This is a genomic window from Natronorubrum amylolyticum (assembly GCF_052040145.1).
GTDB lineage: Archaea > Halobacteriota > Halobacteria > Halobacteriales > Natrialbaceae > Natronorubrum.
Map to the genome: position 1 here is coordinate 13,113 of NZ_JBPPFW010000003.1, position 26,202 is coordinate 39,314.

A 26,202-nucleotide genomic window follows, 5' to 3' on the forward strand; every position below is an offset into this window, starting at 1 on the left:
TAATCCCTTTCTCTTTGGCGCTACGGAAACCCACCCCCGTCGCCACTGGCGAGCGGCGGCTCGTCCGCTCGAGACCGTTCGCGCCGTAACCGATTACGAGACGAATATTCGACGACGCGGAGCCGAGCGAAGGGCTACGCCCCGCTACTCGCGACGGGCTGCTCTTCGGACTGGGTCGGCCGTTCGGCCGGCGTGTCGTCGTCGGCCTTGCTCACGAGCTCTTGGAATCGGTCGGATCGCGCGGCGATCCGTTCCATCGTCTCGCTGTCCGGCGTCTCGTCTCGAGATTCGACGAGGAACGTGGTGATCACGACGGTCTTCACCCACGGTTTGAGGAAGCCGGTGTAGAGGGTCAGAAAGAGCCCACCGACGACGACCCAGCCGGCGACTTCGACCGTTGCTGAGAGTCCACTCAGGACGCTCGCGATCGGCGCCAGGGCGAGCAAGAGCGCGAACGCGGCCGCGTACAGTCCGAGCACGATGAGCATGGTCGAGCCGAGCACGGGCTTCCAGTTTTTCCCGTAGAGGACGACGCCGTCGCGGGCGGATCGCCACGGATTCTCCTCGTCGCTGACGAACATGTGGGCGATGATCGCCTCGTCGATGTAGGAGGCCGCGATAGCGATCGCTTTGCCGACGATCCGGATCAGTTTCTTCAGCGCCGGCACGAAACTGAACAACCTCGAGAAGGAGACGACGCCGCTGTTGAACTGCTTGACGACGGCTTTGATCACCTGATCGACGGCGAACAGGGCGCTCGCTTCGGTGAACCGTTCGGTCACCTGCCCTTTGCCGTACCGGATCTGGTTGTCGGGGACCTCGCCGGTCTCGACGATGTGGGCGATGACGGCGATGTGGCCCGCTTTGATCAGATAGAGCACGTATCTGCTGAACAGTCGCCAGAGCCAGGCGAACAACCCGATTGCTACGAGGAGGCCGGCTATCGCGATCCAGCCGGAGATCGTCCCCGCGCCGAGCAACCTATAGCCGACGTAGAGAACCACGCCGAAGTAGAGGACGCTGAGCACACCGAGTAGAACACCAATCCCCAGTCTGAGCAGTACGAACGGCATGGTTTTCGCGAAGATACTCGTCGCCCGTCTGAAGTGGAGCACCATGTAGCCGCGCTTGGCCTCGGCTTCCTATTTAAATTTAGCTTCGGTAATAGCGAATGCACAGACGAGACCGTTCCGACTTACCATCCGCCTGGTTTACCACGCTGAGTGCTCGCGGACGCGCTCGAGCGCCTCGTGCTCGCGCGGGCTCCCGGCCCGGTCGACGACGGCGGCGAAGTACGCGAGTCGCTCGCGCAGTTTGTCCTCGTCGTAGCCCGCGACGTCGAGGCGGGAGGCGGCGACGGTCGCTTCGACGACGGCCGCGAAGCCGCGGTCGACCGTCGGCACCGTCTCGGCCTCGACGGCGGATTCGACGGGGCGAAGCGCCCACTGCTCCCAGTCGGTCCCGTCGTCGGTCCCCGAGTCGATCCGCTCGACCGAGACGCGGGCCCACGCGTGCGCGGACTCGAGTACGGGCACCTCGTGCTCGACGATCGAGAGCGCGGCGTCGGCGAAGACGACGGGGTCGTCGACGAACAGGACGTAGCCCTCGCCCTGGCGGTGGAAGTTGCGTCGGGTCCGGGTGTTGCCCCACGTTCGCGCGGTAATCGAACCGTCTCCGGAATCCGCGGCGAAGAGACCGAGCGCAGCCAGGTTCCACAGGCCGTTTGGGCCGAGCGTCGCGACGATAGATTCAGTGACGCCCGACAGGGAGACGGGCCACTCGGCGGTCGGCTCGGCATCGAGATCGCCGTTCGGCGACAGTTCCTCGCCCGTCATACGGTGATCGCCCCGCGCTCGAGCGCGATGAACAATCCCGCCGCCGTGATATCCGCCGTCGTCCCCGGGTTGACGCCTCGATCGACGAGTTCGTCGGCGAAGCGCTCGACGGTCTCCTGGTCGGTCTCGAGGGCGTCGCGCTCGACCAGTTCGGCCGCACATTCGGTCACCTCCTGTGCGACGCCCTCACCGCTGCGGGTCGCGACGAGCGTATCGGGTCGCTCGGCGAGCAAGGAGAGGAAGACGGCCGCGGCGCGCTCCGTCAGCGGCCCGTCGGTCTCGGCGAGCCGTTCGGCGGCGATAAAGGACCGTTCGAAACCCCGAACCCACTCGCGAGCGACGTCGTCCCCGGGGACGCTCTGCTCCAGTATATCACGTAGCGTCAGTCCGCGCTCCTCGAGGGCGGGCACCGCGTCGCTCCCGCGGCGGACGTCGAGCGGTTCCATCTCCGCGGGTGGCTCGCCGACGAAGACGTCGACGTGGTCGAACGCGCGGTAGAAGCCGGCGGCGTCCGCGACGGTAGTATCCTCACAAATCGCCTCGACGACGGGCTGGGAGAGGTCGTCGGCAGCGGCCCGAACGAGCGGGACGAGCAACAGGAGCGCTCCGAACTGGGTGTTGCCGCCGCCCTGTGCGGCCATCCCTTCGACGCTGCGCTCGAACGCGGGACCGACCGCACCGCCGTTGGCCGCCTGCTCGAGACCGGCCTGAGCCCCGACCGCGCCCGCGAGGAAGTGTTCGAACAGGAGGTCCTCGAGGTCTCGGTGTCGGTCGACGTTACCTGGTTTGGGCGTCCCCGCGACCTCGAGGAGGAGCGCCAGATGTGCGTTCTGCGCCGGCGTTCGCATACCGATGCCTACGATTCGGGCGGGTTAATGGCTGTGGATCCCGGTGCCGTTCGGCGTGGACACTCGAGGCGACCTGCCGAGCGAGATCAGCGGTAGATGTTCCGATACGCCTCGCGGTACTCCCGAAGCGCGATCCGCGCCCGGCGCCGCGATGTGAAGCCGAAGCCGACCGACGGACAGTCGTCGATCGGACACTCCCAGCGAAACGTCTCCGACTCGTCGTCTCTGTGGACTGGGACATCCGCGTTACAGCGTGGACAGGTCCAGCCCCAGCGCATATCACCCGCATGTTCGTCCGAACTCGTCATACTCTACGTTCGGATTGTCCTCACCACTGAAAGCCCTCCGCACACACATAGTGACGCTTTAGGATCGCTAGCAGTCGCCGGACGCTTTCACCCTCCCGTCGGCGACACTACCCACTTCGATACTGCCGTGGCGTACGGCGTCCACAGATGATCTCTCGCTCCCGAATCTCTCGCTCCCGGTACGTCTCCCCTCGGGGAGTACTCAATCGTCGAGCTAGCTCTCGATACTGTCGATCGTTACCGGGAGTGGTCGTGATCGTGGTCGTGAGCGTCGGAACCGCCAGCACCGTGATCGTGGTCGTGTTCGCCCTCGACCCACTCGGACGCGTCGCGATCACCGACCGCGAACTCCCGCGCCCGTTCGGTTAGCGCTCCCGACTCGAGGACTCCATCAGAAACGAGCAGTCGCTCGAGGGCGGCGAGCCACCGACGGTAGTAGTCCGCCTCGGAGGCCGTTCGGTCGGCCGGAACCGCGGCGCCGTCGGCCCGCTCGATCTCGGTGGCCAGCCGATCCTGAAACGTGTCCCACTCGTAGGCACCGTCGGCAGAGAGCGCGACCGCGATGGCGAACGCGCGGGCTTGCCACGGCGCGTCGAACGTGGGGGCGTCCTCGCCCTCGAGCGCCGCAAGTCCGGGGGCCGGGCTATCGTCGTGGTCAGCCATTCTGTCCCTCGGCGAGTCGATCGATGCCGATCATGGCGTCTCTGGTCACGCGCTCGACCAGTTCGTCTTCGGTCATCCCTTCGGTTTCGGGTGGCTGCTGCGGAAGCACCATGTATCGGAGTTCGGACGTGCTGTCGTGGACGTGGATCTCGAGGTCGTCGTCGAGGTCGGTCCCGAACTCCTCGCGGAGTAGGCCGCGTGGGTCCTTTACGGCCCTCGAGCGATACTCAGGGGTCTTGTACCACGTCGGCGGCAGTCCGAGCAGCGCCCACGGGTAACAGGAACAGAGCGTACAGACGACGAGGTGGTGTTCGTCGGGCGTGTTCGCGACGACTTCGATATCGACGACGTCTTCGTCCACGTCGACGACCTCGGCTGCGGCCGACATCCCCTCCGCGAGCAGTCGCTCGCGGTAGTCGGGGTCCGTCCAAGCCCGAGCGACGACTCGAGCGCCGTTTTTCGGCCCGATCTCGTGTTCGTAGGTCGCGATGATGTCGTCGACGGCGTCGCTCGAGAGCAGTTCCTGCTCGATCAGCAGCGACTGGAGTGCGCGAACCCGCGCTTCGGGATCGTGTTCGCGGGCGTGTTCGTCGACGTCGAACTCGTCCGGCTCGGATTCCGTATCGTTCGCGGCTGGCGTCTCGTCAGTCATCGGTGCTCTCCACCTCGTCGACCGGATCAAGATACGATTCCCACAGGTCGATCGTGACCTCGAGGTCGCCGTCGGCGTCCGAACCCCACAGCTCTCGACCGCCGAAGGCAACCTGGTAGAGCGGTTCGGCCGCGTCTTCGCCGTGGGCGCGGGCGTCGGGGAGGACGTGCGCGCCGCGATCGGCGACGATTTCGCCGCGAGCGCGGCGCGCGTATCGCGGACAGCGGGTGTGGCCGTCGGGATGGTCGTTGCGGACGACCACGGTGTCGCCGACCGCGAAGGTCGACGATTCGGCGGGCGCGTCGGACTCGTAGGACGCCGCGACTCCAGCCGCGAGTTCCGGGAGCAACCCGGGCTCCTCGCGCTCCGGGACGGTCGCCTCGCCGGCCTCGAGTGCCGCCGTCCGTTCGACGAACGTCTCCGGATCGATCACGTCGTTCTCGAGCAAGAGTCGCGTGATCGCGGTCGTCCAGCGATCGTAGTACGACGAGTCGAGGTACTGCGCCGGCGGCATGCGCTCGATACTGTGACGAAACTCGTCGATCGAAGCGATCTCGTTGCCGAGCGTCGCCACGAACGTGGCGTACGTCTCGCCCTCCCACCGGTGATCGAAGGTCTCGGGTGTATCGGGGTAGGCCACCGAGCCGAACCCGTCCATCCCGCCGAGATCGTGGATTCCGTTCATGGACGTGATCTCCACGGGAACCCGAATAAGCTCTAGGGCCGTCAAAACCTGTTAGAACGCCGAGTATACGACAATCGTGAACGGACCACCACGTGTACTCCGCTCACTGCGACGATGCGCTAACCTCACCCTCGACGCCGAGGTGTCGGTCGACGGCGCCACGCACTCGCTCGAGGACGACCGGGTTGTCGCTGGGTCGCCCGACGCTGACCGCGTCGGCCCCGTAGTCGGCGTACTCGCGGACCGTCTCGTCGTCACGGACGCCGTTGTTAGCGATCACGAACAGGTCGGTCGCGTCGACGATGTCGCGGACGACCGACTCGGAGTCCATCGCGTCGACGTGGACGAACGATGCGCCCGCGGTCTCGAGCACCCGCGAGAGCGCCGGCAGATCGACGTCGGGAACCTCCGCCCGGACCTTCACGCCGACGATAGCACCGGTCTCGGCGGCTCGCTCGACGTACGTGCGGAGCCGTTCGGGATCCCGAAGGAGCGTCTCGCCGCAGCCGACCGCACACAGTTCGTCCTGTCGGCAGTGAGCGTTGATCTCGAGCAAGGCGTCGTGTTTCCGGCAGATCCGCGCCGCGTCCGGGATCGGATCGGGTGTCGCGCTCCGGACGTTGAACGCCGGCTGGACGGGGACGTCCTCGAGCGCGGCGAGTTGGCGGTCGACGAACGCGAAGGGATCGTCCGGCAGGAACTCGTTGCGATCCCGCGCGACGAGTTTTCGGGCTGCGGCTCTCGAGTCGTCGTCGAGGGCGATGCCGCCGAGAAACGCTGCGCCCGCGTAGTCGGCACCCGCACGGGCCCACTGGGCGTCCGCTTCGCCGCTGAGACTCGCGAGTGCGAGCGGTGGGGCGAACATGGTCAGTCGACGATATCGATCGCGCTCTCGACTGCGCGGGTAACCCGTGCGGCGTCCTCGGGTGAGTCGATCCGGATGTCGGTCTGGATCGTCGGCCGATCGAACGCCGCGTCGTCGCTGTTGTCGACGACGAACGCGTCAGCGAAGGGGTAGGCCGTCGCCAGCCCTTCGGTGTTGGGCTCGGCGTTGACCGCCGCCATGAGGTCGCCCGCCGGCCCCGAGAACGCATCGTCGCCGAGAAACGGTGAGACCGCGACGACGGTCGACTGGGCGAGCGCGTTAGCCACGCCCGGCAGCGTCAGCATCGGGCCGATGCTCGTGACGGGGTTCGAGGGCCCGATCACGACGGTGTCCTCGAGGGCGTCGATCACGCCCGGTGCGGGCTCGGCGTTCGAGGATCCCCGAAACTCGACGGTCTGGACGGTTGGCTCGCCCCGGTGGGCGACCCAGTACTCCTGGAAGTGCATCAGCCCCTCGTCGGTGTGGATGAGACTCGCGACGGGATCGTCGCTCATCGGCAACAGATCGATCGTCAGGCCGAAGGCGCCGGCCAGCCGCTGGGTCGCCTCGCTCAGCGTCAGTCCCTCGTCCAGCAGACTCGTTCGCGTGATGTGGACGGCTCGGTCGCGGTCGCCGATCGTCATGAACTCGCCGGTCCCCGAAAACCGGCGCCAGTTGGCGATGTCTCGTCCCGCGGTCTGTTTTTCGTCCGGCAGATACTGCGGGCCGTCGGGCAGCCCCGCGGCCGAGGCGATGTCCGACAGCGCCGCGTTGGTCCGATGCGTGTCGCCATCGATTCCCCACCACGTCTCGCGGTCGAGTACCCCACCACCCTGAAACAACAGCGTATCGACGTCCGGCGAGACGAACAGCCCGCCGAGTTCGACGTCGTCGCCTGTGTTCGCGACGACGGTGGTTTCCTCCGGCGAGAACGCGGCGGCAGCACCGTCCAACAGCTTCGGCGTTCCGGTGCCCCCGGAGAGGAAGGTTACCATAGTCGACACTCTCGAGCGTGGGTACTTAATCACTTGCGGCCGCCGCTGCGGGATCGACGGCGCTCCTCGTCGACCGACGGGATCGGCCGTTCCACCGGCTGCGCTTCGGTCACCGGCTGCCCGAACGCCAGCAGTTGCCTACAAATTCCGCTGTCTCGTCGGCCTCTAGTGGGATCTCAGGCCACGCCCGTAGCGCGGCATTCGTACGGAGAGCGACGCATATCGAAGCTGGAGTCCGATTCGGACGGACCCTCGACGCGATCGCAAGCGGCTCCGGAACCGGCTCGGTCGAGAGATCCGGAGGGACGAACCCATGTCACAATCACTCGACGTCGACAAACTCGAGCAGGAGGTAAAGGCAGTCTATCGAAACGTTGCGACGGAACCGGACGGCGAGTTCCACTTCGAGATGGGACGTCCGCTGGCGGAGCGACTCGGCTACCCACCGGCGGATCTCGACCGGATTCCGGACGACGCCCTCGAGTCCTTCGCGGGCGTCGGCTACCACTTCGATCTTGCCGATCTGCAGCCAGGGGAACGCGTACTCGACCTCGGCAGCGGCTCCGGAACGGACGTCTTCGTCGCGGCGCTGCACGTCGGCGAGGCGGGGAGCGTCACGGGCCTGGATATGACGGACGAACAATTAGCAAAAGCGCGCGAGCTACGAGATGCGGCGGGGATGGAACAGGTTTCCTTCGAGAAGGGCTACATCGAGGACCTGCCGTTCGAGGACGAGTCGTTCGACGTCGTGATCTCCAACGGCGTCATCAACCTCTCCGCCGAGAAGGACCGCGTCTTCGAGGCGGTGCGTCGCGTGCTCGAACCCGACGGCCGGCTGGCGATCTCGGACATCATCAGCGAGCAGCGACTGGCCGAGAGCATCAAGACGAACGCGGATCTCTGGGCGGCGTGTATCGGCGGCGCCGAGCAGGTCGACGACTACACGTCGCTGATCGAGATGCCGGGATTCGACGTGACCGAGGTCCGCGAAAACACGCAGTACGAGTTTACCTCGGACCAGGCTCAGGGAGCGTGCCAGAAGTACGGCGTGAAGAGCGTCTCGCTGACCGCACACAAATAGGAACACGAGAATACATGAGTAGCGACACAGAACGGATCGACGGCGTCCTGCGCCGAACGGTACTGAAAGCGAGTGCAGTTGCGGCGGGTACGCTCGGCTTGAGCACGTCCGCAACTGCCAATGAACACGAAAACGGCGAACTCGAGGACAACGAAAGCGACACACACGGCGACGACCACGAGACGGATGCCGACGGTGACGCTTCCGAGGAACCCGCGGTCGATGAACCCGACGGTTTCGACGTCGACGTGATCGCAGAACACGCACCCTTCCCCGACGAACTGGCGGCCACGTTCGAACTGACGTTCGCCGGCGACGACGCCGATGCTGAAGCCGCCGACACGACCGACGATGCTGTAGCGAACGGCGACACCAATGACGCCGCGGATGACGCCATCGTCGTCGATCTGGACGACGCATCGACGGTCATCGTCGCCGAAGTGACCTGGACGGAAGGCGGGACGTCCGGCTGGCACCGACACCCCGGCGTCTCCATCGTCAATATGGTCGACGGCGAGGTCGAGGTCACGTGGGAGCACGACTGCGTCCCCCGCACGTACGCGGCGGGCGAATCGTTCTTCGACCCCGGCGAGGTCCACACCGCGGCGAGCGACGGTGGTGCGACCGCCTACGTGACCTTCCTGGGCATTCCGGACGGGGAGCCCGCGACGGAGTGGGTCGAACCGGTCGAGTGTTGAGGTCACCGTGGCTCCTCGGAGCCGCGCCACCGGTTTCGACCGACGGCTGGTCCGACCGATTAGTCCCCGATCCAGTCCGCGAAACTCCCCTCGAGCAGCGTCTCCTCCTGTCGGCGCACGTAGCCACGTTGCATCGTCGTGATCGCCTCCTCGAGCGACGCACCGTCCTCGAGCGCCTCGCTCACCTGCTCGTGTTTCCAGCGGGCGGGCGTCACCCGCTGGCGGACGCGCCGCCGGAGCGGGTAGAGGTACTTCGCGGCCTGCTCCTCGGTCAGTCCGCGGTTCGTGAGGCCGTCCTCGGCGTGGGCCAGCAGATCCTCGTAGAGTTCGAGGCTGTCAGTCGTCTCCTTGCCGTCGTTGGTGATCCACGTCAGGTCGGCCCCGAGTCCGTCGCGCATCGCGCCGTAGAAGTTCTCGCGAGCGATCTGCCAGTCGAGTTCGACGACGGGGTGCTCGAGTCGGGTCAGGCTCTCGAGGACGCCGGCGAAGGCGGCCAGGAAGGCGACGGAGTCGCGGACGGTCGGCTGGGCCGGAATGGGGCGGAATTCGATGCGGGCGTTGGCGGCCGAACGGGTCGGCCCGCCGAAGACCGGGCGGACCCACCGCCAGTAGGTGCCGTGTTTGCGGCGGAAGTGGGGGAACTGGTCGTCGAACCGCTCGCCCGGTTCGACGGGCATCGGGACGATGGTGTCGTCGTCGACGATTCGGTCGACGGCCTCCTCGACGCTCCCGAGGTCGCGGGGGAATCGCACTTTCCCCTCGGCCGCGGCGGGGTCGTTGAGCGCAGTCTCGAAGACGCTGATCCGGTGTTCCATCCAAGCGTCCGCGAGGATCTCCTCGGGAGTCGCGTCGTCGTCGTACAGATCGGCGGGGAAGAACGGGGAGTTGACGCCGAGCGCGAGGAGGGGACCCGCGGCGCGCAGCGCGTAGTTGAAGTACAGCGGGAGGTCGGGGGCGTGGGCCACCTGGTAGTGGGGCTGGATCGAGGTGATGAGGCTCTCGGGCATGACCGTGTCGGCCTGCAGCGAGACGTTCGGGGCCTCGATGCGCATGCCGGCGGATTCTGCCTGATCGGTGTTCGCCATCGCGTGATAGCGCGCCGAGTCGCTCATGTTGGTCGCGACGCGGATCGATCGTTCCTCGCCGTTCGCGTCGGTCATCGTCCGTTCGACGCTGTCTGTGAGATAGGTCGCGGCGTCCTCGCCTTCCGGCGGAATCGTCCAGAGCGCGTCGCTGACCAGACGCATGCGTTCGGACTGCGTGACGTCGAGCGCCGTCTGCAGACGGGCTTTGATCTCCGATTCCTGGGCGAGGAGTCCGTGGCCGTTCAGCGGCTGTGGACTGGTCGTCATCTCCGCGTTGTGGAGCCCGAGTTCCTTCTCGAAGCCGATGAGTTCGAGGAGGCGACGCGGCACCCGCCGCAGCGCACAGTCGTCGTTCTTGATCGCGTAGAACTCGTACTCGAAGCCGATGATCGCCTGTGGGTTGTCGAAAACGCCGTCGTGGATGGCGTCCGTGATCACCTCTGCGTCGGCCTCGGCCCGAGCGCGAAACTCCTCGGCGTCGACCGCCAACACGTTCGCGACCCGCGCGGCGAGTTCCTCCTCTGGCATACCTCCGAGTGCGGCCCGGCTGTTTTTAAAGTCTGCCCCTCGAGATGACGTCGTGGTGAAGACACACGGGTCGTTGTCACAGACCCTCGACACGAGGCTTCGTCGATCTCAGAACCGTTTTACTCTCGCCGCCGATACACACCGCCGATGGAGTTCGCCACGTTCGCCGACCGCGCCGCCGCGATCGAAGCCGAGCCCGCAGATCTCGAGATCGTTGATCTCGTCCGAGAGATGCTCGAGGAGTCGGACGCCGATCTGGAGCTCGTCGCCCGATTCGTCCAGGGGCGGGTCTTCCCGGCCTGGCGGTCGCGAACGCTCGATATCGGTCCGAACAGCTGTTACGAGGCGATCGCTCGCGCGGCCGGGACGAACGTGGGGAGCGACGACGTCGAGGACCGACTCGCCGAGGTGGGGGAGATCGGCGAGGTGGCCGCGAGCTACGAGTTCGGCGGACAACAGGGGTTGGGTGCGTTTACGGCCGGAACCGATGACTCGGGAGGCGCTGGCGGAGCCGGCGACGAGTTGACCGTTCGCGAGGTGTTCGAGACGCTCTCCGAACTGGCCGCCGCCGAGGGGTCGGGCAGTCAGGATCGCAAGACCGACCTCCTCTTTGGACTGTTCAATCGCTGCTCGAGCGAGGAAGCCCGATATCTCGCTCGGCTCGTCCTCTCGGAGATGCGCATCGGCGTCGGGGAGGGGTCGGTCCGGGACGCCATCGCCGAGGCGTTCGACGTCCCCGTCGAGGGCGTCGAGCGCGCCCTGCAGGTGTCGAACGACTACGGTGAGGTCGCTCGGGTCGCTCGCGACGAGGGGATCCACGGGTTGGATGCGATGGATCTCGAGGTCGGCCGGCCCGTTCAGGCGATGCTCGCCCAGGCCGGGACGGTGACGGACGCGCTCGAGGAGTGGGAGGAGGCGGCTGTCGAGTGGAAGTACGACGGGGCGCGGATCCAACTGCACCACCGCCCCGCGGAGTCCGACGAGGCGGCCCCGGAAACCGGCGTCTTCTCGCGCAACATGGAGGACGTCACCGACGCCCTCCCGGAGGTCGTCGAGTACGCCGACGAGACGCTCGAGGAGCCGGTGATTCTTGACGGCGAGGTCGTCGCGATCGATGAGGACGGTGATCCGCTGCCGTTTCAGGAGGTTCTCAAACGATTCCGGCGGAAACACGACGTGGAGAAGGCCCGCGAGGACGTGACCGTCCGGCCGGTCTTCTTCGACTGCCTGCACGCCGAGGGCGACGACCTGCTCGAGGAGCCGTTGACGACCCGGCACGACCGACTGCGGGCGGTACTTTCCGATTCGGACGGCCCCGAGCCGAACGCAGCGGAGATCGAGGGACTCTCGCTGCTGTGGCGCACCGACGACCCCGACGAGATCGAGTCGATCGACGCCGAGGCCCTCGAGGGCGGTCACGAGGGGATCATGCTCAAGAACCCCGAGTCGACGTACTCGCCGGGCCGACGCGGGAAACACTGGCGAAAGCGCAAGCCGGACGTCGAGACGCTCGACTGCGTCGTCACGGGCGCGGAGTGGGGCGAGGGCCGTCGAGCGACGTTCCTGGGGACGTTCGAACTCTCCGTGCGCGCTGGTGACGACAGCGAGGAACGACGTTCCTCGGGCTCTGCGGTGAACTCGGAGAACCTCGAGACCGTCGGAAAAGTCGCGACCGGGATCACCGACGAGACACTCGAGGAGCTGACCGAGTTACTCGAACCGTACATCGCGAGCGAGGACGGACAGGCGGTCGACCTCGAGCCCGAAGTCGTCTTCGAGGTCGGCTACGAGGAGATTCAGACCTCGCCGACGTACTCGTCGGGCTACGCGCTTCGATTCCCGCGGTTCCAGGCCGTACGCCACGACAAGGACCCGGTCGATGCCGACTCCCTCGAGCGACTCGAGCGACTTCGGGAGGCCTGACCGACTCCAACCACGAAGAACTATGAGGGCCGCTTTCCCGTCTACTACCGATGAATCTCGGACGGCTTCTGGAACTCGTCGTCGCGATGGTTGCAGTCGCGATTGCGGTATCGGTCGTAACCACCGACCTGCTGGCTGCCGCCTGTCTCCTGCAGTTTGCGATGCTGATCGTCTTAGAGCACGATTCGGAGACGTTCCGCACCCTAATCGACGGCTACGAGCGTGAGCTGACGTTCTGCAAGTGGGCGCTTTTGCTCGTCGCGTTCGTGAGCCTCTGGTGATCACGATTTTCGGGTGAATCGGCCGTGATCTCGGAGACGAAGGCATAGTAGCAGGGATCGAAGACGTGTTCTTCGAACCGCCCCCTCAGTTCGAAGAGCTTCAGCCCACCCGTTCGAGGGTCACTGTGTCTCTTGGCCGACGGGAAAAACCGTTACGGGTGCAGCCGAAGCCTCGAGGCGTGACTCCTCGTCGCCAACGGTTGTAGACGGAGCGTACGTCGTGAGTAGCGGTTCTTGAACAATAGCTACCGGACGTTTCGGTGCCAGTGCGAATCGATCGACCGCTCGAACACACATGAACGGAAACCGATAACCGGTCACGGGCCCCGGCGTCACGTCCGGTGAGTGAACCCCTGTGGAACCGATCAGTGCGCCCCGGATATATTTGAGAGGGTTGATGTATTCTGTACGTGAATGTTGAATAACCCCGTTATACGCCGCTGTGGACAGGTCAAATAGGAGTTGATGAAAATAACCAGATGTGACAGATTAGACATGGTTTGATGTGTGGTGACCACGATACGTCGGCTATGGAACGGCGCACGTTTATCGCGACCACGGGAACCGGGATCGGAATCGGGGTCGCTGGCTGTCTGGACGCCGGGGGTACCGCGGACGAAGGGGACGAGACGACAGCGATCAACGATGGCGAAGAGCCCCAGGAATCAGCGGTCCCTGCGACGTTCGAAGTGTCGTCGATGGCCACGAACTCCCCCGTCGGGGGTGGGGAGCTACTCGTCGTGAACGCGACGATCGAGAACGTCGGGGACGAGGAGGGAACGACCGACGTTGATCTCGTCGTCGGTCACGATCCCAACGTCGAGGATAGCGAGATGCTGACGCTCGGAGCTGGCGAGACCGCCGATCTCACGCTCGAGTTCCAGGCCGGCCACCCGGCGGGCGACACGGAGGAGTTCCCCGTCTGCGTCGACACGGGCGCCCACGAGGCCTGCGAGACGGTCGCCGTCGGGGAGGCGGAGAACGGGAACGGCGAACCGGACCCGGGACCGGACGTCACGTTCGAATCCTGCGAGCGAGCGACCGTGAGTGGCTCGTTCGAGGAGGGCGATATTGCCTATGCGAGTACGGGGTTCTACACGGAGGCGGGCTTCGGTAACACGATCATCGAGGACGGGGTCACGATCGGCGAGGATGTCGCGCCGTTTACCGGAACGATCACCTTCGAAATTTCGGACGGCGGGGCCGTCACCGAGGGCGTCGACGGGGTTACGGTCACCGTCCCCGACTACGGGGAGTACGGCACGGCGATCACCGGGCTGACGACCGACCCGGACGACTTCGCCGTGGCCGGCATCACCCACTCGAACCCGCACGCGGAGGACTGCCTCGCGGAGTTCGAATCCGAGTGGGAAGACGAGACCGGCCAGAACGGGGAGCCGACGCCCGCGACGTTCGAGGTGGCGTCGATGTCGACGAATTCGCCCGTCGGTGGCGGCCAGTTGCTTACGGTGGACGCGACGATCGAAAACGTCGGCGACGAGGCGGGAACGACCGACGTCGACCTCGTCATCGGCCACGACCCCAGCATCGAGGACAGCGAGATGCTGACGCTCGAGGCCGGCGAGACGGCCGATCTCACGCTCGAGTTCCAGGCCGGCCACCCGGCGGGCGACAGCGAGTCGTTCCCGGTTTGCGTCGATACGGGGGCCCACGAGAGTTGCCGGACGGTGACGGTCGAGTGATCCGGCCGCAGAGACGATTCGAGGGGGCGGCTAGCGCAGGCGCTAACTGTCGTGGCGCCGAACGGCCCGTATGAACGTCGCGATCGTCACCGTCGGCGACGAGTTGCTCGCCGGGACGACGACGAACACGAACGCCGCCTGGCTGGCGACCCAGATCACCGAGCGCGGGAGCACCGTCGAACGGATCCTGACGATTCCCGACGACCGAGCGCTCATCGGCGACTACGTCGCTCGCTGGGCCGACGCGTTCGACGCGGTCATCGTTACCGGCGGGATCGGCGGCACGCCCGACGACGTCACCATCGAAGCCGTTGCGGACGGACTGGGACGCGACCTCGTCGTCCACAAGCGAATCAGGGATCGGTTGCTCGAGAAGGCGGCCGCGTTTCGCGACGAGAACCCGGATCTGGTCGACGAGTACGACCTGAACCTCGATCTGGATGCCGCAGCGTCGATTCCCGAAGGTGCGACGCCGCTCGTCACCGACGCGGGATGGGCCCCGGGCTGTGTCGTCGAGAACGTCTACGTTCTTGCGGGCATCCCCGACGAGATGAAGGCCACGTTCGCCGAAGTCGCCGACGAGTTTCAGGGCGACGCCGTCGCCCGAACGATCTACACGCCCGCACCCGAGGGATCGCTGCACGACGCGCTCGAGGGCGTGACCGAGGAGTTCGACGTCACCGTCGGCAGCTATCCCCGCAGCGAGAATCGACCCGGCCGACTGCGCGTACGGGGAACGGACGAGCGCGCGGTCGAGGCGGCGATAGCGTGGCTCCGAGAGCGTGTCGAAACGACGGAATCGACTGCGTCCGAGTGACGGGAAACTGGGTTGGGATCAGCGATAGAGCGAGAGGTAGAGCATGCCGAACCCGACGATAAAGGGGACCGTTTCGGCGATGTAAAACAGCGTCGGGGCCGACGAGAGTTGCGAGTTGATCGTCGTGAGCCCAACGCCCATACTGAGGAAGGCAAAGCCGATGAACGCCGATTCCAGCCGCTTCGATTTGGTTTGCGTGTACGACTGAAAGCTGATGAGCGTCAGTCCGAGCGAGAGGGCGAAGACGGCCATCTGCATCAGCATGAGCACCGCGTCGACGATTTCGTTCATTCGTACTCACCGATCCGCGACTGGTGTGTGTGTCCGCGACGGGCGTGAACTGTACCGTGCATCTGTACGGGCGTTATTTCACACCGAGTTCGTCCCAGAGCTTCGTGAACCGGTCCGGCAGGTTCTCCTCTCGGAAGATTCGGACGTCGTACTCGTCGTCTTCCAGTGAGATTACGGTGCTGTTGAAGTTACACGTGTACTCCTTGTAGTGGTTCCCGTCGTCAGCGACGAGGGTTCGATCCTCGATCAGTTCGTTCTCCTCGAGAAGTTCGAGGCGTCGGTAGATCGTCGGCTGAGAGAGTTCGAGGCGCTCGGCGAGTTCTTTCGCAGAGCCGGGTTCGCGGCTGATCGAGGCGAGGACGGTTCGAGCGTGCTCGTCCCCGATCGTATTCAGAATTTCCTCGATGGAGGACTCTTCATCCATATGCTATTGCGTTGGGGGACTCATAGCAAAAGGTTTTCCGAGTGTCGAGGAGCTTCATTTTCGTCAACAGTTTCGGATGGAGGATTGTCGATACGACAGTCGGAGAGCGCCTTCCACGAGCAACCGGAGGGGTGAATTCGGTACCCAAGCTCGCCGTAATCCACATGGCTAAAATTTGATATGTACTCGATCAGAAAGGGCGTCTTCAGATCGCGAGAACACCTATTTATACCCCTTCTCTCGCTCCGAAGTCAGTGTCGGTGATATATCGTGGACGGCTCTAATGGGCAGGTATGGCAACGACAGGTGGCGTATCAAACGGGATGACCGAACCGTGTGACGTCTGTGAAACCAACACACTGCACGAAGTCAGCATTCAGCTCGTGACAGAAAGCACGAACGAAGATAACGCGCAGTACTCCCGGGAACCCTACCGGGTCCGAGAGTGTACACGGTGTGGCAACCGCGATAGTCAGCGAATGAACAACGCCTAAACCAGTTCGTATTCCCTTACTGGTTTTTCTCGGCGTTTCGCGTCGTCTCGAGGAGACAGGACGCGACCGACACGTAACTGGCGGCGACTCGTCTTCAGTAGGTACTTGAGTCGACCGTCCGACCGTCGCATATGAGCGGCCGTGGGCCAAAACGAGAACTCGCGGAGAAGATAGCCGGGGAGATTACGCTGAGCGACGACCCCGGTGCCACCCTGCGCAAGTGGCGGACCGACTTCGACATCTCCCAGACCGATCTGGCGTCGGAGCTGGACATCTCCTCGTCGGTCATCTCCGATTACGAGAGTGGCCGGCGGGAAAGTCCCGGCATCGGCGTCGTGCGCCGACTCGTCAGGGGGCTGCTGGCGATCGACGAACGACGGGGCGGAGACCGCATCCGACAGTACGGCCGCGTCCTGTCGGCCGGCTTCGACAGCGACGTCGTCTACGACCTCCAGGAGTACGCGACCTCGATCCCGCTCGCGCGACTCCACGACGATCTCGACGCGACCGTGGTCTCTCCGGGCAACACCGATCACATCAGCGGCCACACGGTGATCGACAGCATCGAGGCGATTACCCGCCTCTCGAGCGAGGAGTTCTTCCGACTCTACGGCCAGAGCACGAACCGCGTGCTGGTGTTCACCAACGTCACGCGCGGTGAAGGCGTCGGCATCGCCCTTCGCGTGCTCAACCCGACGCCGAACGCCGTGATCCTTCACGGCCTCGAGGAGGACGAACTGTGGGATCACGCGGCGGAGCTCGCCCGCATCGACGGCTACTCGCTCGCCGTGACGAACGCCGGGTTAGACGAAATGCTCGAACGACTCGCCAGCCTCGAGTGATCGACATGCTCGACCGACTCGACCGGGCCGAACGACTGACGGTCGCGTTGACGGTTGTTTTCACCATCACCCTGTTGGTGACGTTGCAAACGGAGAGCGCGATCGTTTGGGTCGTCTGGGGAGCCGCGATGGTACTGCTGTCGGGAACGGCGTTGGTCGTGATGAACCGAGCCGACTCGTCGACGGACGAAGCCGACGACTGAGCTGACCGGTCAGCCGTGGCCCGCCAGAAGCCACAGGAGACTGATCCCCGTCCCCGTCAACGCGACCGCCGCGAGCGCACAACCGGCGATCGTTCGCCGAAACTGGTGGTCGACGCTGCGTTCGCACCCGCTGGCGACGACGAACTCGCCGAACGAGTCGCTGGCCGTGATCGTCGGGAACGACGTCTGACGCGGATTGGCCTTCGACGGTGGTCTGGATTCGGCGTATCTCTCGCGGTCGTCCCCCGACTCTCCTCGTGCGGTCAGTTCCGCGGTGTCGATCGATTCGACGGACGAGTCGGGACGAGCGACGCCGATGACCGATAGTTCGTCACCCGGTTCGATCCTCGTTTCTCGATAGCGCTCTCGGCGCTCGGTCGCCTCGTACTCGGTCTCACGGACGAGATACCGGAGCAGCGAGCCGGACGGACGGTCACCGTTGGGGACGACTTTCGTCGTCTCGGTTTCGAGTCGGAGCGCGGCGTCCGTCGGGTCGACGGCGATCCGACCGGTTTCGTCTTCCAGGACGAACGTCGTTCGGACGTCATCGATGGGAATCGTTTCCCGAAACGCCGACGAGAGCAGGCCGGTCGAACCGCCGGTCTCGACGTCGTCGCCGTCCGACGTCGACTCGTCCTCGACGAGGTCTCGAGCGACGGTCAATTCGTAACAGACGGCGTCGCGACCCGAGAGCGGGGCTTCGTGCGAGTCCGTCGACGCTCGGACCGTTCCCGAAACCTGAACGCGGCCCGTCTCGACCGCGGCAGCGTCGACGACGGGCGTTCGTCGGACGGCGGCGTACGATCGGAGGGCGGTCACCGCGCCGCCCGCGTAGTAGAATCCGGCCCAGACCGCGGCGAAACTTCCGATCAACAGGACGATAGCGAGCCGTCGCTCACTTCGAGCGCCGCCGAGCGCGATCGGGTACGTGCCGCCGAGTGCGAACGGGAGCCAGGCGACGACCGTCGCGAGCAACGCGAGCAACGCGTACTGGCGGATGCTGAGATCGATACGCTGACTCCAGGGGAGCCCGGAGCTCTCGCTGTAGGCCGCGAGGCCGACGCCGACGAGCCAGACGTGGAGAAGCAAGAGGAGTGCGAGGAGGTCCAATCCGGTGATCGACGAGTACGCGAGGACGTCCGATGACGGGATCGACATAGTGTGCTACTGTGGACACTGTGCTGTGGGCGAAAGTACACTTTTCGAAGTAACGGACCAGACCGAGGTTGTCGGTCGGAGCGCAGCGGCGCTCAGGCGATCTGGTCTTCGTACTCTTCGGCGCTCAGCAGTGCCTCGAGTTCGTCGGTATCGTCGGCGTCGATCTCGAGCATCCAGCCCTCGCCGAACGGATCTTCGTTGACGAGTTCGGGGGCGTCGAACAGCTCCTCGTTGACGGCCGTAACCTCGCCGCTGACCGGCGCGTAGAGGTCCGAGACGGCCTTGATGGATTCGATGACGCCGAACTCATTTTCCTGCGTGAGGTCGTCGCCGGTCTCGGGGAGTTCGACGAAGACCACGTCGCCGAGTTCGTCCTGTGCGAAGTCGGAGATGCCGACTCGAACGGTGCCGTTTTCCTCGAGTGCCCACTCGTGCGATTCCAGATAGCGTCTGTCGTCGGGAATTTCGAAACTCATAGTTATACGGTATCGATGAAGGGTGTCGTTTCAACTCTTGCCTTTTTAGACTGGCCGCGAACGACGACCTGTAAGGTCGTCCCCGGCTCCGCGTACTCGGTCGGCACGTAGCCGAGTCCGATCGCTTTCTCGAGCGACGGACTCATCGTCCCGCTCGTGACGGCGCCGACGACCCGGCTCTCGGTGTTCGTGATGTCGTAGCCGTGGCGGGGGACGCCGCGGTCGATCAGCTGAAAGCCGACGAGTCGCTCCTCGCTTCCCTCTTCGCTGACCTTCGCGAGGACGTCCCGGCCGACGAACTCGGTGTCCAGCGCGACCGTGAAGCCGATGCCGGCCTCGTAGGGGGTTCGCGGGTTCGACTCGAGGTCGAAGTCCTGGCCGGCCAGCAAGAGCCCGGCCTCGATCCGCAGCGTGTCTCGAGCGCCGAGTCCGCAGGGCTGGCAGTCGAACAGCGACCAGGTGCGTTCGGCTTCCGACCAGGGAACGATCAGTTCGAAGCCGTCCTCGCCGGTGTAGCCCGTGCGGGCGATCCAGCAGCGGACGTCGTCGACCGTCCCGTACCGGGCCTCGAACCGGGAGAGGTCGGTGACCGACTCCTCGGTGACGTCCGCGACGAGGTCGGCCGCGTTCGGTCCCTGAACTGCGAACATGGCGTACTCGTCGGTTCGGTTGTCGACGGTCGCCTCGAGGTCCCACTCGTTGCGGTAGCTGATCCACCGTTCGTGGGTCGCCTCGTCGGTTCCGGCGTTGGGAACGAAGAGGTAGGTCGGCTCGCCGACGGCTTCGTCGTCCGGCAGCCGGTAGACGACGGTGTCGTCGATGATGTGTCCCTCCTCGTCGATGATCGCGGCGTACTGGGAGTCACCGACCTCGAGCCGGCTGACGTCGTTCGAGGTGAGCCGTTGCATCAACTCGGTCGCGTCCGGTCCGGTGACGTGAATCTGGCCCATGTGCGAGACGTCGAAGATGCCGACGTCCTCGCGGACGGCCTCGTGTTCCGTCCGGATCGAATCGAACTCGACCGGCATATCCCAGCCGCCAAACTCCGTGAACTTCGCGCCTCGCTCGGCGTGAACCCCACGTAACGGCGGCGTCTGAAGCGGCATATGCGGGTCATCGCCCGCGGAGTAGTAATGTCTTTTCGTCGGTCGGCGGCGAACGTGGGGGGTTCCTGCAGTTCAACTGATGGTTCGGACTCGTGCATACGTACCTTTTTGCGCCTCGGGATTCCTCACTTCGTTCGGAACCTCTCGGCGCAAAAATCTACGCTAAAAAGACCGCTCGCTCCCGTTGGTCGCTCGCGGGTGCAGCGCTTGTACTCCGACCGCAGCGGTAACGCTTCAGCCTGTACTGAGCGATCACTAGCCCTCGCAAATTTCGTCTCACCCTGTACCGCATCCGCGCTGTGGGTGCAGCACGACGCTACACCCATCATCTGAAACGGATAGAAGTTTTACCGCCGTACGCTCAGCGAGTGAGCAACCGATCCACCGAGACGAGACTGAGTCCGTCGAGCCGGTGTCGCTCCAACCCGGTTATCGACCCCGTTCGTCGATACGGAGCTCGTATTCGCCGCTATCACTGTCGGTGTAGACCTGCATTCTGAGGTCTCCGTCGCCCGAGAGCTCGAGTGACAGTTCTTCGGAAGCGCCCGACCCCGTCGACGATTCGTCGTGGATCCATCTGCTCGGCGGGAGACCCCCGATAGTCACGTAGAGGTCGAAGTCGGCGTCCGACGGTCCCTCGAGCGTGAGCGTCGCTGAACACGGGTCGTCCGTCTGAAGCGAGTACGTGTGCCGGTTGCCGTCGCCGGTCCAGCCGGCGTCGAGTTCACCGTCGAAGCGTTCGCTCGCGGTTTCGTTGCCGCACCTGGACTCCTCGTCGTCTTCGTCGGGTTCGTCAGGCTCGTCTTCGTCAGGTTCGTCCTCGTCAGGCTCGTCGTCGTCGGGTTCGTCGGGTTCGCCTTCATCAGGCTCGTCGGGGTCACCACCGGTTTCGTCGATGACCTCCTCAGGGGTCAGCTCCTCCCTGTCGAGTTCGATCCACATCACGTCGGGTTGGTCGACATCGATCGACGTTACGGGGCCGTCGACGTAGAACGCGTCGCCGTATCCGCCGCCGGTGATTCCGCCGGCGCGGACCGTCTCACCCTCTTCGTCGATGAAGTCTTCGGCCCTATACGTTCCGCCCTCGATATTCCTGCCGGACGGGCTGTCGTACGGCGCGTCGGCGAACTCGACGGCACCCTCGGCCGTGAACTCGTAACGCGCGGTGTCGGCGTCAGGCTCGGTGACGAACGCGAGCAGGCGACCCGCCGCATCGTCCTGTTCATCGTCATCTTGTTCGTCGTCGTCCGGTTCGTCCTCCTCGCCGTCGCGCTCGTCACCGTCGTATCCGTCGGGAACGGTGGTCACCGCTTCGCCGGCGTCGACGCGACCGTGACCCTGCGCGTTCGAGGAGAGGCCGACATCGACGGCGGTCGACTGCAGGTGCTCGCGTAGCTCGTCACCCGAAAGATCCGGATAGGCCGACAGCACCAGTCCGGCGACGCCGGCGACGACCGGAGCCGCCATCGACGTGCCCGACATTCTGGTGTAGCTGTCCCAGGGGACTGCCGAAATGAGACGGGTACCGGGCGCAGCGAGGTCGATCTGGGAGCCTCTGTTGGAAAACGATGCGAGCGAATCGTTGGCGGTGAGCGCCGAGACGGCGACGACGTCTTCGTAGGCCGCCGGGTACGCGACGCCGTACGACCCCGAGTTTCCGGCGGCCGCGACGAGCAACACGTCGTTGTCGGCGGCGTACTGACAGGCCGCTCGGAGCGTTCGATGGTTGCTCGAGGAGCCAAGCGAGAGGTTGACGATATCCGCGCCGGCGTCGACCGACCACTGGACCGCGTCGGCGATGTCGGAGAGCGATCCCCGACCCTGCCGATTGAGCGCTCGAGCGGAGAGCAACGAACAGTTGCTGATCCCGGCGTGGCCGGTGCCGTTGTTCGTTCCGCCGCCGGCGATGCCGCCGACGTGGGTCCCGTGTTGTTCGTCGCCGGCGATCGGGTACGGATCGCTGCCGCCGCCGACGAACTCGCGTCCGTAGTTCGAGACGCTGTCGTCCATATTCTCCTCGAGCACCGGGTGATCGTACTGGATACCCTGGTCGACGATGGAGATCGTGACGTCGTCGCTCCCGTAGGTCGTCTCCCACGCCGTCTCGCAGTTGACCTGCTGGGGTGCGTGCTGGGAGCCGTAGTGGGGATCGTTGGGCGCGCTGAGCGCCTCGAGCGTCGCGTTCTCTTCTGCGTACTCGATCTGATCGATGTTCGTGAGCGTGTCGACGAGTGAGTCGCGAGTCGACTCCGGCGTTTCTTCCGGGAGAGAAATGAGCGCGTAGTGGATCGTCTCGTTCGTGTGCTCGATCCAGGCGTCGCCGGGAATCTGCGGTCCAATTTCGCTCTCGATGTCCGACACCGACGGCGAGATACCGATGATGAGTTCGTCCTTCTTCGGACCCGGGTTGCGACCCGGCGTCGCGCTCGCCAGCCCGCTCGAGCCGATTAGTCCGCCTGCGGCGATCGTTCCAGTCCCAGTCAGGAATCGCCGCCGATTGTACGTCGTATTCGAGCCGTCGTCCGCCGAATCGTCTTGTGTCATCCGCTGACAGTCATCAAACACTGAAATTAGTAAAATCTTACCGAACTGAAAGTTTGTTTATTCAACATTGTTTGGGGGAGAACGTATCAGCACGGAAGATAATTGGCAAATGAACGATGAATATATGCAGTTATCCGTTTATACGATCGTAACGTATCAAAACAACGCACCTGACGTTGTTTCCGGAGCTGACACTAGTGTCGCGGATTCGGTCACGACGGCGGGCCGGTAGCGGGAGCGTCTCACCCGTCGGTCGGACGCGTTCGGAGCGCCGCCGCGTTCCGTCACACCTATTTCGTGGCCCCGGAAACGCTCGAGCATGTTCGACCGCGTTCGCGCCCGTCTTGCCCGCCTCGCGGGACCCGATCCCGAACTCGAGACCGAGCCGACGGTGGGCCTGCTCGTCGACGGGCCGAACGTCCTGCGCGACGAGTTCGACGTCGACCTGAACGATCTTCGCGACGTCGCCCGCGATCTCGGGCACGTCGGCGTAATCCGCCTCTATCTCGACGAACACGCCACGCCGGGGCTCATTCAGGCCGCCGAGGCCCGCGGCTTCGAAGTGATCATCACTAGCGGCGATGTCGACGTCAAACTCGCCGTCGACGCGACCGCGTTGTGCAGCGAGGGAACCATCGACCGGCTAGCGGTCGCCTCCCGCGATACGGACTTCAAACCCGCCCTCGAGTACGCGGGGACCGTCGGGGTCGAAACGATCGCCGTCGCGCCGGGGTCACACGGTCGCTCGGACGCGCTGCAGAACGCGGCCGACGAGGCGATCACGCTCGGCAGCTGACGGCCGATTCACTCGAGTTACCCGTCCGATCCGTGACGTGGATCGTCGACGAAAGACGACGGTTCGCGGCGAGGGTGTTCAAGAGTAACGCTTACACTGATCCCATCACTATCGCTGGTAGCATGGATACGTCGGCGACCGATGGGGTGCTCCAAGTGCGGATCCACCAGCAGGAAGTCGTCGCTGACCTCGGACAGAAGGCGTTGGAACTCGACGACCTCGACGAACTGATGCACGCCGCGTCAGTCGCCGTCGCCAAGACGCTAGGCGTCGAGTACTGCAAGGTTCTCGAACTCCTCCCCGGCGGGGACGAAGTGACCCTCCGAAACGGCGTCGGCTGGCGGGAGGGGCTCGTCGGGTCGGCGACGGTTCCGACCGATCTGGACTCGCAGGCGGGCTACACCCTCATCTCGAGAGAGCCCGTCGTCGTCGACGACCTCCGAACCGAGGTGCGCTTTTCCGGACCGGAGCTGTTACGCGATCACGACGTCGTCAGCGGGATCAGCGTCGTCATCGGCTCCGTCGAGGAGCCGTGGGGTGTCCTCGGGGCGCACACGACCGACTCTCGAGAGTTCACCGAACACGACGCGAACTTCGTCCAGAGCGTCGCGAACGTCCTCGCGTCGGCCGTCGAAAACGAGCGGACACAGACCGAACTCGAGGAGATGTACGGCCGAATCTCGGACGCCTTCTTCTCGCTCGACAGGGAGTGGGAGTTCTCCCATCTGAACGCGTCTGCTCACGATCTCATCAATCCGAGCGGCCGCGAACTCGTCGGGACGAACATCTGGGAGGCGTTTCCGGACGCGGTCGAGCGGAAGTTCGAATCGAAGTACCGGTACGCGATGGACCGACAGGAGACCGTCGCCTTCGAGGAGTACTATCCGGACCCGCTCGACGCCTGGTTCGAGGTGCGAGCGTATCCGTCCGAAACCGGGCTCTCGGTCTACTTCAGGGACGTCACCGACCGAAAGGAGCGAGAACGCAAACTCCGCCAGAGCGAACGGCGCTACCGCACGCTCGCCGAACAGTTCCCGAACGGGATCGTCACGATGTTCGACGACGACCTCCGCTACACGCTGGCGGCGGGGAAGGGGTTCGACGAACTCCCCGTCGATCCCGACGTCCTCGAGGGACGACACGTTCGAGCCGTCTGGAAGGGCGAGTTCGGCGATTCGGCCGAAGCGATCTGTCGGGCCGCACTCGAGGGCGAGGAACGGACGGCCGAACTCGAGTACGCCGGTCGAACGTGGCAGATTAACGTGGTTCCCGTCGCCGACGATCGAGGCACGGTGTTCGCCGGCATCGCGATCGCACGGGACGTGACCGAGCGGCGAGCGCGCGAGCGAGACCTGCGGGAGACGAAAGCGCGGCTGGAAGCGGCGACGGAAGCCGGTGCGGTCGGGACCTGGGTGTGGAACCTTACCGAGGGCCGGATGGTCGCGGACGCGACGTTCGCCGATCTGTTCGACGTCGATCCCGCGGCGGCACACGAGGGTGTCGACGACGGGGAGATCATGTCGTCGATCCACGCTGCCGACCGCGAGCGGGTCGACGAAGCCGTCGAGGAGGCCATCGAAACCTGTGGCACCTACGAGGCGGAGTACCGCGTCCGGAACGCCGACGGGGATCTTCGGTGGGTCGTCTCCCGCGGCCACGTCGAGTGCAACGCCGAGGGCGACCCCGAGACGTTTCTCGGCGCCGTCACCGACATCACGGACCGAAAGCGCGTCGAGCAGTCCCTGCAGGATCACAAAGATCAGTTCGAGACGCTGTTCGAGGTGTTACCCGTCGGCGTCGAGGTCGCGGACGCGGACGGTCGACTCCTCGAGGTGAACGAGACGGCGATCGAGATCTGGGGTGAGGGACCCCCCGAAACGGACGCTATCGAGGACTACTCCCGGCATTCGGGACGGTGGGCCGACACCGGCGAGCCGGTCGCCGACGACGAGTGGGCGATGGTTAGGGTGCTCGAGGGTGAGGCACTCACGGAGCCCCACGTCTACGAACTCGAGGGGGGTAACGGCGACAAGCGAATCGTGCTGGCACACGGGATGCCAGTGAGGGACGAAACGGGGGCGGTCCGTCGCGGCGTCGTCACGCTCACCGACGTCACCGAGCGGCGCGAGTACCAGCGACAACTCGAAGAGACGGTTTCGAAACTCGAGGCGTCGAACGAACGCTTAGAGCAGTTCGCCTACGCCGCCAGCCACGACCTGCAGGAGCCGTTGCGGATGGTCTCGAGCTACCTCCAGCTACTCGAGAATCGGTACGGCGACGACTTCGATTCGGACGCCGAGGAGTTCCTCGAGTTCGCCGTCGACGGCGCCGATCGCATGCGTGCGATGATCGAGGGGCTGCTCGCGTACTCGCGGGTCGAGACGCGCGGCGATCCGTTCGAGTCGGTCGAGCTCGACTCGGTCGTGGCGGCGGCCCGCGAGCAACTCCGGCTCCAGATCGAGGAGGAAAGGGCGGAGATCGCCGTCGAATCGTTGCCCCGGGTTCGGGGCGACGCCGGACAGTTGCGACAGGTCTTCCAGAACCTGTTGAGTAACGCGCTGACTTACAGCGGGGACGAACCGCCGCGAGTGCGCGTCTCGGCGGAACGGGCGGGTGCGGAGTGGATCGTTTCGGTTCACGACGAGGGGATCGGCATCGAACCCGACGAGCAGAATCGCATCTTCGAGGTGTTCGAGCGCCTCCACGCTCGCGACGAGTATCGGGGAACGGGAATCGGACTGGCGCTGTGTCAGCGGATCGTCGAACGCCACGACGGAAAGATCCGGGTCGATTCCGAGCCCGGCGAGGGCTCGACGTTCTCGGTGGTGCTGCCGGCGACCCGCGGCGAGTGACCGACGGTCCGTAGGGACCGACCGAACGTCGACTGTTGTCCCTCCGGTG

27 protein-coding genes are annotated in these 26,202 nt (G+C 65.0%); 11 read left to right on the forward strand and 16 right to left on the reverse strand.

The annotated features are described in order from the left end of the window. Window positions 1–134: 134 nt before the first annotated feature. The 9 genes from ACSFDB_RS11415 to cofD all read right to left on the reverse strand — a co-directional run bounded on the left by ACSFDB_RS11415 (window position 135) and on the right by cofD (window position 6,851). A complete protein-coding gene (locus ACSFDB_RS11415; protein WP_440771118.1) occupies window positions 135–1,118 on the reverse strand; it encodes a hypothetical protein in 984 nt (327 codons plus the stop codon). 93 nt (window positions 1,119–1,211) lie between these two features. Further along, a complete protein-coding gene (locus ACSFDB_RS11420; protein WP_440771119.1) occupies window positions 1,212–1,835 on the reverse strand; it encodes a DUF447 domain-containing protein in 624 nt (207 codons plus the stop codon). Next, complete coding sequence (locus tag ACSFDB_RS11425) at window positions 1,832–2,683, reverse strand: triphosphoribosyl-dephospho-CoA synthase (protein ID WP_440771120.1); 852 nt, start codon at window positions 2,681–2,683, stop codon at window positions 1,832–1,834. The genes ACSFDB_RS11420 and ACSFDB_RS11425 overlap by 4 nt, the downstream gene beginning before the upstream one ends. An 86-nt stretch (window positions 2,684–2,769) precedes the next feature. Continuing rightward, entirely contained in the window at window positions 2,770–2,991 is a 222-nt protein-coding gene (locus ACSFDB_RS11430; protein WP_440771121.1) for a hypothetical protein, read from the reverse strand. A 237-nt stretch (window positions 2,992–3,228) separates the two neighbouring features. Continuing rightward, window positions 3,229–3,654: a nitrile hydratase accessory protein gene (locus ACSFDB_RS11435; RefSeq protein ID WP_440771122.1), complete on the reverse strand. Its 426-nt coding sequence runs from the start codon at window positions 3,652–3,654 to the stop codon at window positions 3,229–3,231. Continuing rightward, window positions 3,647–4,306 carry a nitrile hydratase subunit alpha gene (gene nthA, locus ACSFDB_RS11440; protein ID WP_440771123.1) on the reverse strand — a complete coding sequence of 220 codons (660 nt, stop codon included), beginning with the start codon at window positions 4,304–4,306 and terminating at the stop codon, window positions 3,647–3,649. The genes ACSFDB_RS11435 and nthA overlap by 8 nt, the downstream gene beginning before the upstream one ends. Further along, window positions 4,299–4,991, reverse strand: coding sequence for a nitrile hydratase subunit beta (gene nthB / locus ACSFDB_RS11445; RefSeq protein ID WP_440771124.1), 693 nt, complete (start codon window positions 4,989–4,991; stop codon window positions 4,299–4,301). Before nthB ends, nthA begins: the two co-directional genes overlap by 8 nt. 103 nt (window positions 4,992–5,094) lie before the next feature. Continuing rightward, entirely contained in the window at window positions 5,095–5,856 is a 762-nt protein-coding gene (locus tag ACSFDB_RS11450; RefSeq protein ID WP_440771125.1) for a tRNA-dihydrouridine synthase, read from the reverse strand. A gap of 2 nt (window positions 5,857–5,858) precedes the next feature. Next, window positions 5,859–6,851 carry a 2-phospho-L-lactate transferase gene (cofD, locus tag ACSFDB_RS11455; RefSeq protein WP_440771126.1) on the reverse strand — a complete coding sequence of 331 codons (993 nt, stop codon included), beginning with the start codon at window positions 6,849–6,851 and terminating at the stop codon, window positions 5,859–5,861. Window positions 6,852–7,164: 313 nt separating this feature from the next. Between cofD and ACSFDB_RS11460 the strand changes: the two genes are divergently transcribed. Both ACSFDB_RS11460 and ACSFDB_RS11465 read left to right on the forward strand, forming a co-directional pair. Next, window positions 7,165–7,932, forward strand: a complete 768-nt coding sequence (locus ACSFDB_RS11460; protein ID WP_440771127.1) for a methyltransferase domain-containing protein — start codon at window positions 7,165–7,167, stop codon at window positions 7,930–7,932. A 14-nt stretch (window positions 7,933–7,946) separates the two neighbouring features. After that, window positions 7,947–8,630 carry a cupin domain-containing protein gene (locus ACSFDB_RS11465; protein ID WP_440771128.1) on the forward strand — a complete coding sequence of 228 codons (684 nt, stop codon included), beginning with the start codon at window positions 7,947–7,949 and terminating at the stop codon, window positions 8,628–8,630. A gap of 59 nt (window positions 8,631–8,689) precedes the next feature. Here ACSFDB_RS11465 and ACSFDB_RS11470 read toward each other — a convergent pair whose 3' ends face one another. Further along, complete coding sequence (locus ACSFDB_RS11470; protein ID WP_440771129.1) at window positions 8,690–10,243, reverse strand: glutamate-cysteine ligase family protein; 1,554 nt, start codon at window positions 10,241–10,243, stop codon at window positions 8,690–8,692. Window positions 10,244–10,390: 147 nt separating this feature from the next. Between ACSFDB_RS11470 and ligA the strand changes: the two genes are divergently transcribed. The 4 genes from ligA (at window position 10,391) to ACSFDB_RS11490 (ending at window position 14,967) form a co-directional block, all read left to right on the forward strand. Beyond that, window positions 10,391–12,166 (forward strand): ATP-dependent DNA ligase LigA, encoded by a 1,776-nt coding sequence (gene ligA, locus ACSFDB_RS11475; protein WP_440771130.1) that lies wholly within the window; start codon window positions 10,391–10,393, stop codon window positions 12,164–12,166. Between the two features lie 50 nt (window positions 12,167–12,216). Further along, entirely contained in the window at window positions 12,217–12,447 is a 231-nt protein-coding gene (locus tag ACSFDB_RS11480; RefSeq protein WP_440771131.1) for a hypothetical protein, read from the forward strand. Window positions 12,448–12,977: 530 nt separating this feature from the next. Then, window positions 12,978–14,150, forward strand: coding sequence for a hypothetical protein (locus ACSFDB_RS11485; RefSeq protein ID WP_440771132.1), 1,173 nt, complete (start codon window positions 12,978–12,980; stop codon window positions 14,148–14,150). A gap of 70 nt (window positions 14,151–14,220) precedes the next feature. Continuing rightward, complete coding sequence (locus ACSFDB_RS11490; protein ID WP_440771133.1) at window positions 14,221–14,967, forward strand: competence/damage-inducible protein A; 747 nt, start codon at window positions 14,221–14,223, stop codon at window positions 14,965–14,967. An 18-nt stretch (window positions 14,968–14,985) separates the two neighbouring features. Here the strand turns inward: ACSFDB_RS11490 and ACSFDB_RS11495 are convergent, their stop codons facing one another. Together ACSFDB_RS11495 and ACSFDB_RS11500 are read right to left on the reverse strand one after the other, a co-directional pair. Next, window positions 14,986–15,258, reverse strand: coding sequence for a DUF7521 family protein (locus ACSFDB_RS11495; RefSeq protein ID WP_090310700.1), 273 nt, complete (start codon window positions 15,256–15,258; stop codon window positions 14,986–14,988). Window positions 15,259–15,331: 73 nt separating this feature from the next. Next, entirely contained in the window at window positions 15,332–15,682 is a 351-nt protein-coding gene (locus ACSFDB_RS11500; protein ID WP_090310698.1) for an ArsR/SmtB family transcription factor, read from the reverse strand. Window positions 15,683–15,975: 293 nt separating this feature from the next. Here ACSFDB_RS11500 and ACSFDB_RS11505 point away from each other — a divergent pair, with 293 nt between their 5' ends. From ACSFDB_RS11505 to ACSFDB_RS11515, 3 genes are all read left to right on the forward strand, one after another. Further along, on the forward strand, window positions 15,976–16,176 hold the full coding sequence (locus ACSFDB_RS11505; RefSeq protein WP_440771134.1) for a DUF7835 family putative zinc beta-ribbon protein: 201 nt from the start codon (window positions 15,976–15,978) through the stop codon (window positions 16,174–16,176). A gap of 131 nt (window positions 16,177–16,307) precedes the next feature. Further along, window positions 16,308–17,018, forward strand: a complete 711-nt coding sequence (locus ACSFDB_RS11510) for a helix-turn-helix domain-containing protein (protein ID WP_090310694.1) — start codon at window positions 16,308–16,310, stop codon at window positions 17,016–17,018. Between the two features lie 5 nt (window positions 17,019–17,023). Next, on the forward strand, window positions 17,024–17,221 hold the full coding sequence (locus tag ACSFDB_RS11515) for a hypothetical protein (RefSeq protein WP_440771135.1): 198 nt from the start codon (window positions 17,024–17,026) through the stop codon (window positions 17,219–17,221). Between the two features lie 9 nt (window positions 17,222–17,230). Here the strand turns inward: ACSFDB_RS11515 and ACSFDB_RS11520 are convergent, their stop codons facing one another. From ACSFDB_RS11520 to ACSFDB_RS11535, 4 genes are all read right to left on the reverse strand, one after another. Continuing rightward, window positions 17,231–18,379 carry a GIDE domain-containing protein gene (locus ACSFDB_RS11520; protein ID WP_440771136.1) on the reverse strand — a complete coding sequence of 383 codons (1,149 nt, stop codon included), beginning with the start codon at window positions 18,377–18,379 and terminating at the stop codon, window positions 17,231–17,233. Between the two features lie 92 nt (window positions 18,380–18,471). Further along, the gene (gene gcvH, locus ACSFDB_RS11525) at window positions 18,472–18,855 is read right to left on the reverse strand and encodes a glycine cleavage system protein GcvH (RefSeq protein WP_440771137.1); all 384 of its coding nucleotides are present in this window, start codon (window positions 18,853–18,855) and stop codon (window positions 18,472–18,474) included. Between the two features lie 2 nt (window positions 18,856–18,857). Then, complete coding sequence (gene gcvT / locus ACSFDB_RS11530) at window positions 18,858–19,961, reverse strand: glycine cleavage system aminomethyltransferase GcvT (protein ID WP_440771138.1); 1,104 nt, start codon at window positions 19,959–19,961, stop codon at window positions 18,858–18,860. A 429-nt stretch (window positions 19,962–20,390) separates the two neighbouring features. Next, window positions 20,391–22,505 carry a S8 family peptidase gene (locus tag ACSFDB_RS11535; RefSeq protein WP_440771139.1) on the reverse strand — a complete coding sequence of 705 codons (2,115 nt, stop codon included), beginning with the start codon at window positions 22,503–22,505 and terminating at the stop codon, window positions 20,391–20,393. Window positions 22,506–22,824: 319 nt separating this feature from the next. Here ACSFDB_RS11535 and ACSFDB_RS11540 point away from each other — a divergent pair, with 319 nt between their 5' ends. Together ACSFDB_RS11540 and ACSFDB_RS11545 are read left to right on the forward strand one after the other, a co-directional pair. Continuing rightward, a complete protein-coding gene (locus ACSFDB_RS11540; RefSeq protein ID WP_440771140.1) occupies window positions 22,825–23,301 on the forward strand; it encodes an NYN domain-containing protein in 477 nt (158 codons plus the stop codon). A 122-nt stretch (window positions 23,302–23,423) separates the two neighbouring features. Further along, window positions 23,424–26,153 carry a PAS domain-containing protein gene (locus ACSFDB_RS11545; protein ID WP_440771141.1) on the forward strand — a complete coding sequence of 910 codons (2,730 nt, stop codon included), beginning with the start codon at window positions 23,424–23,426 and terminating at the stop codon, window positions 26,151–26,153. Window positions 26,154–26,202: the final 49 nt, after the last annotated feature.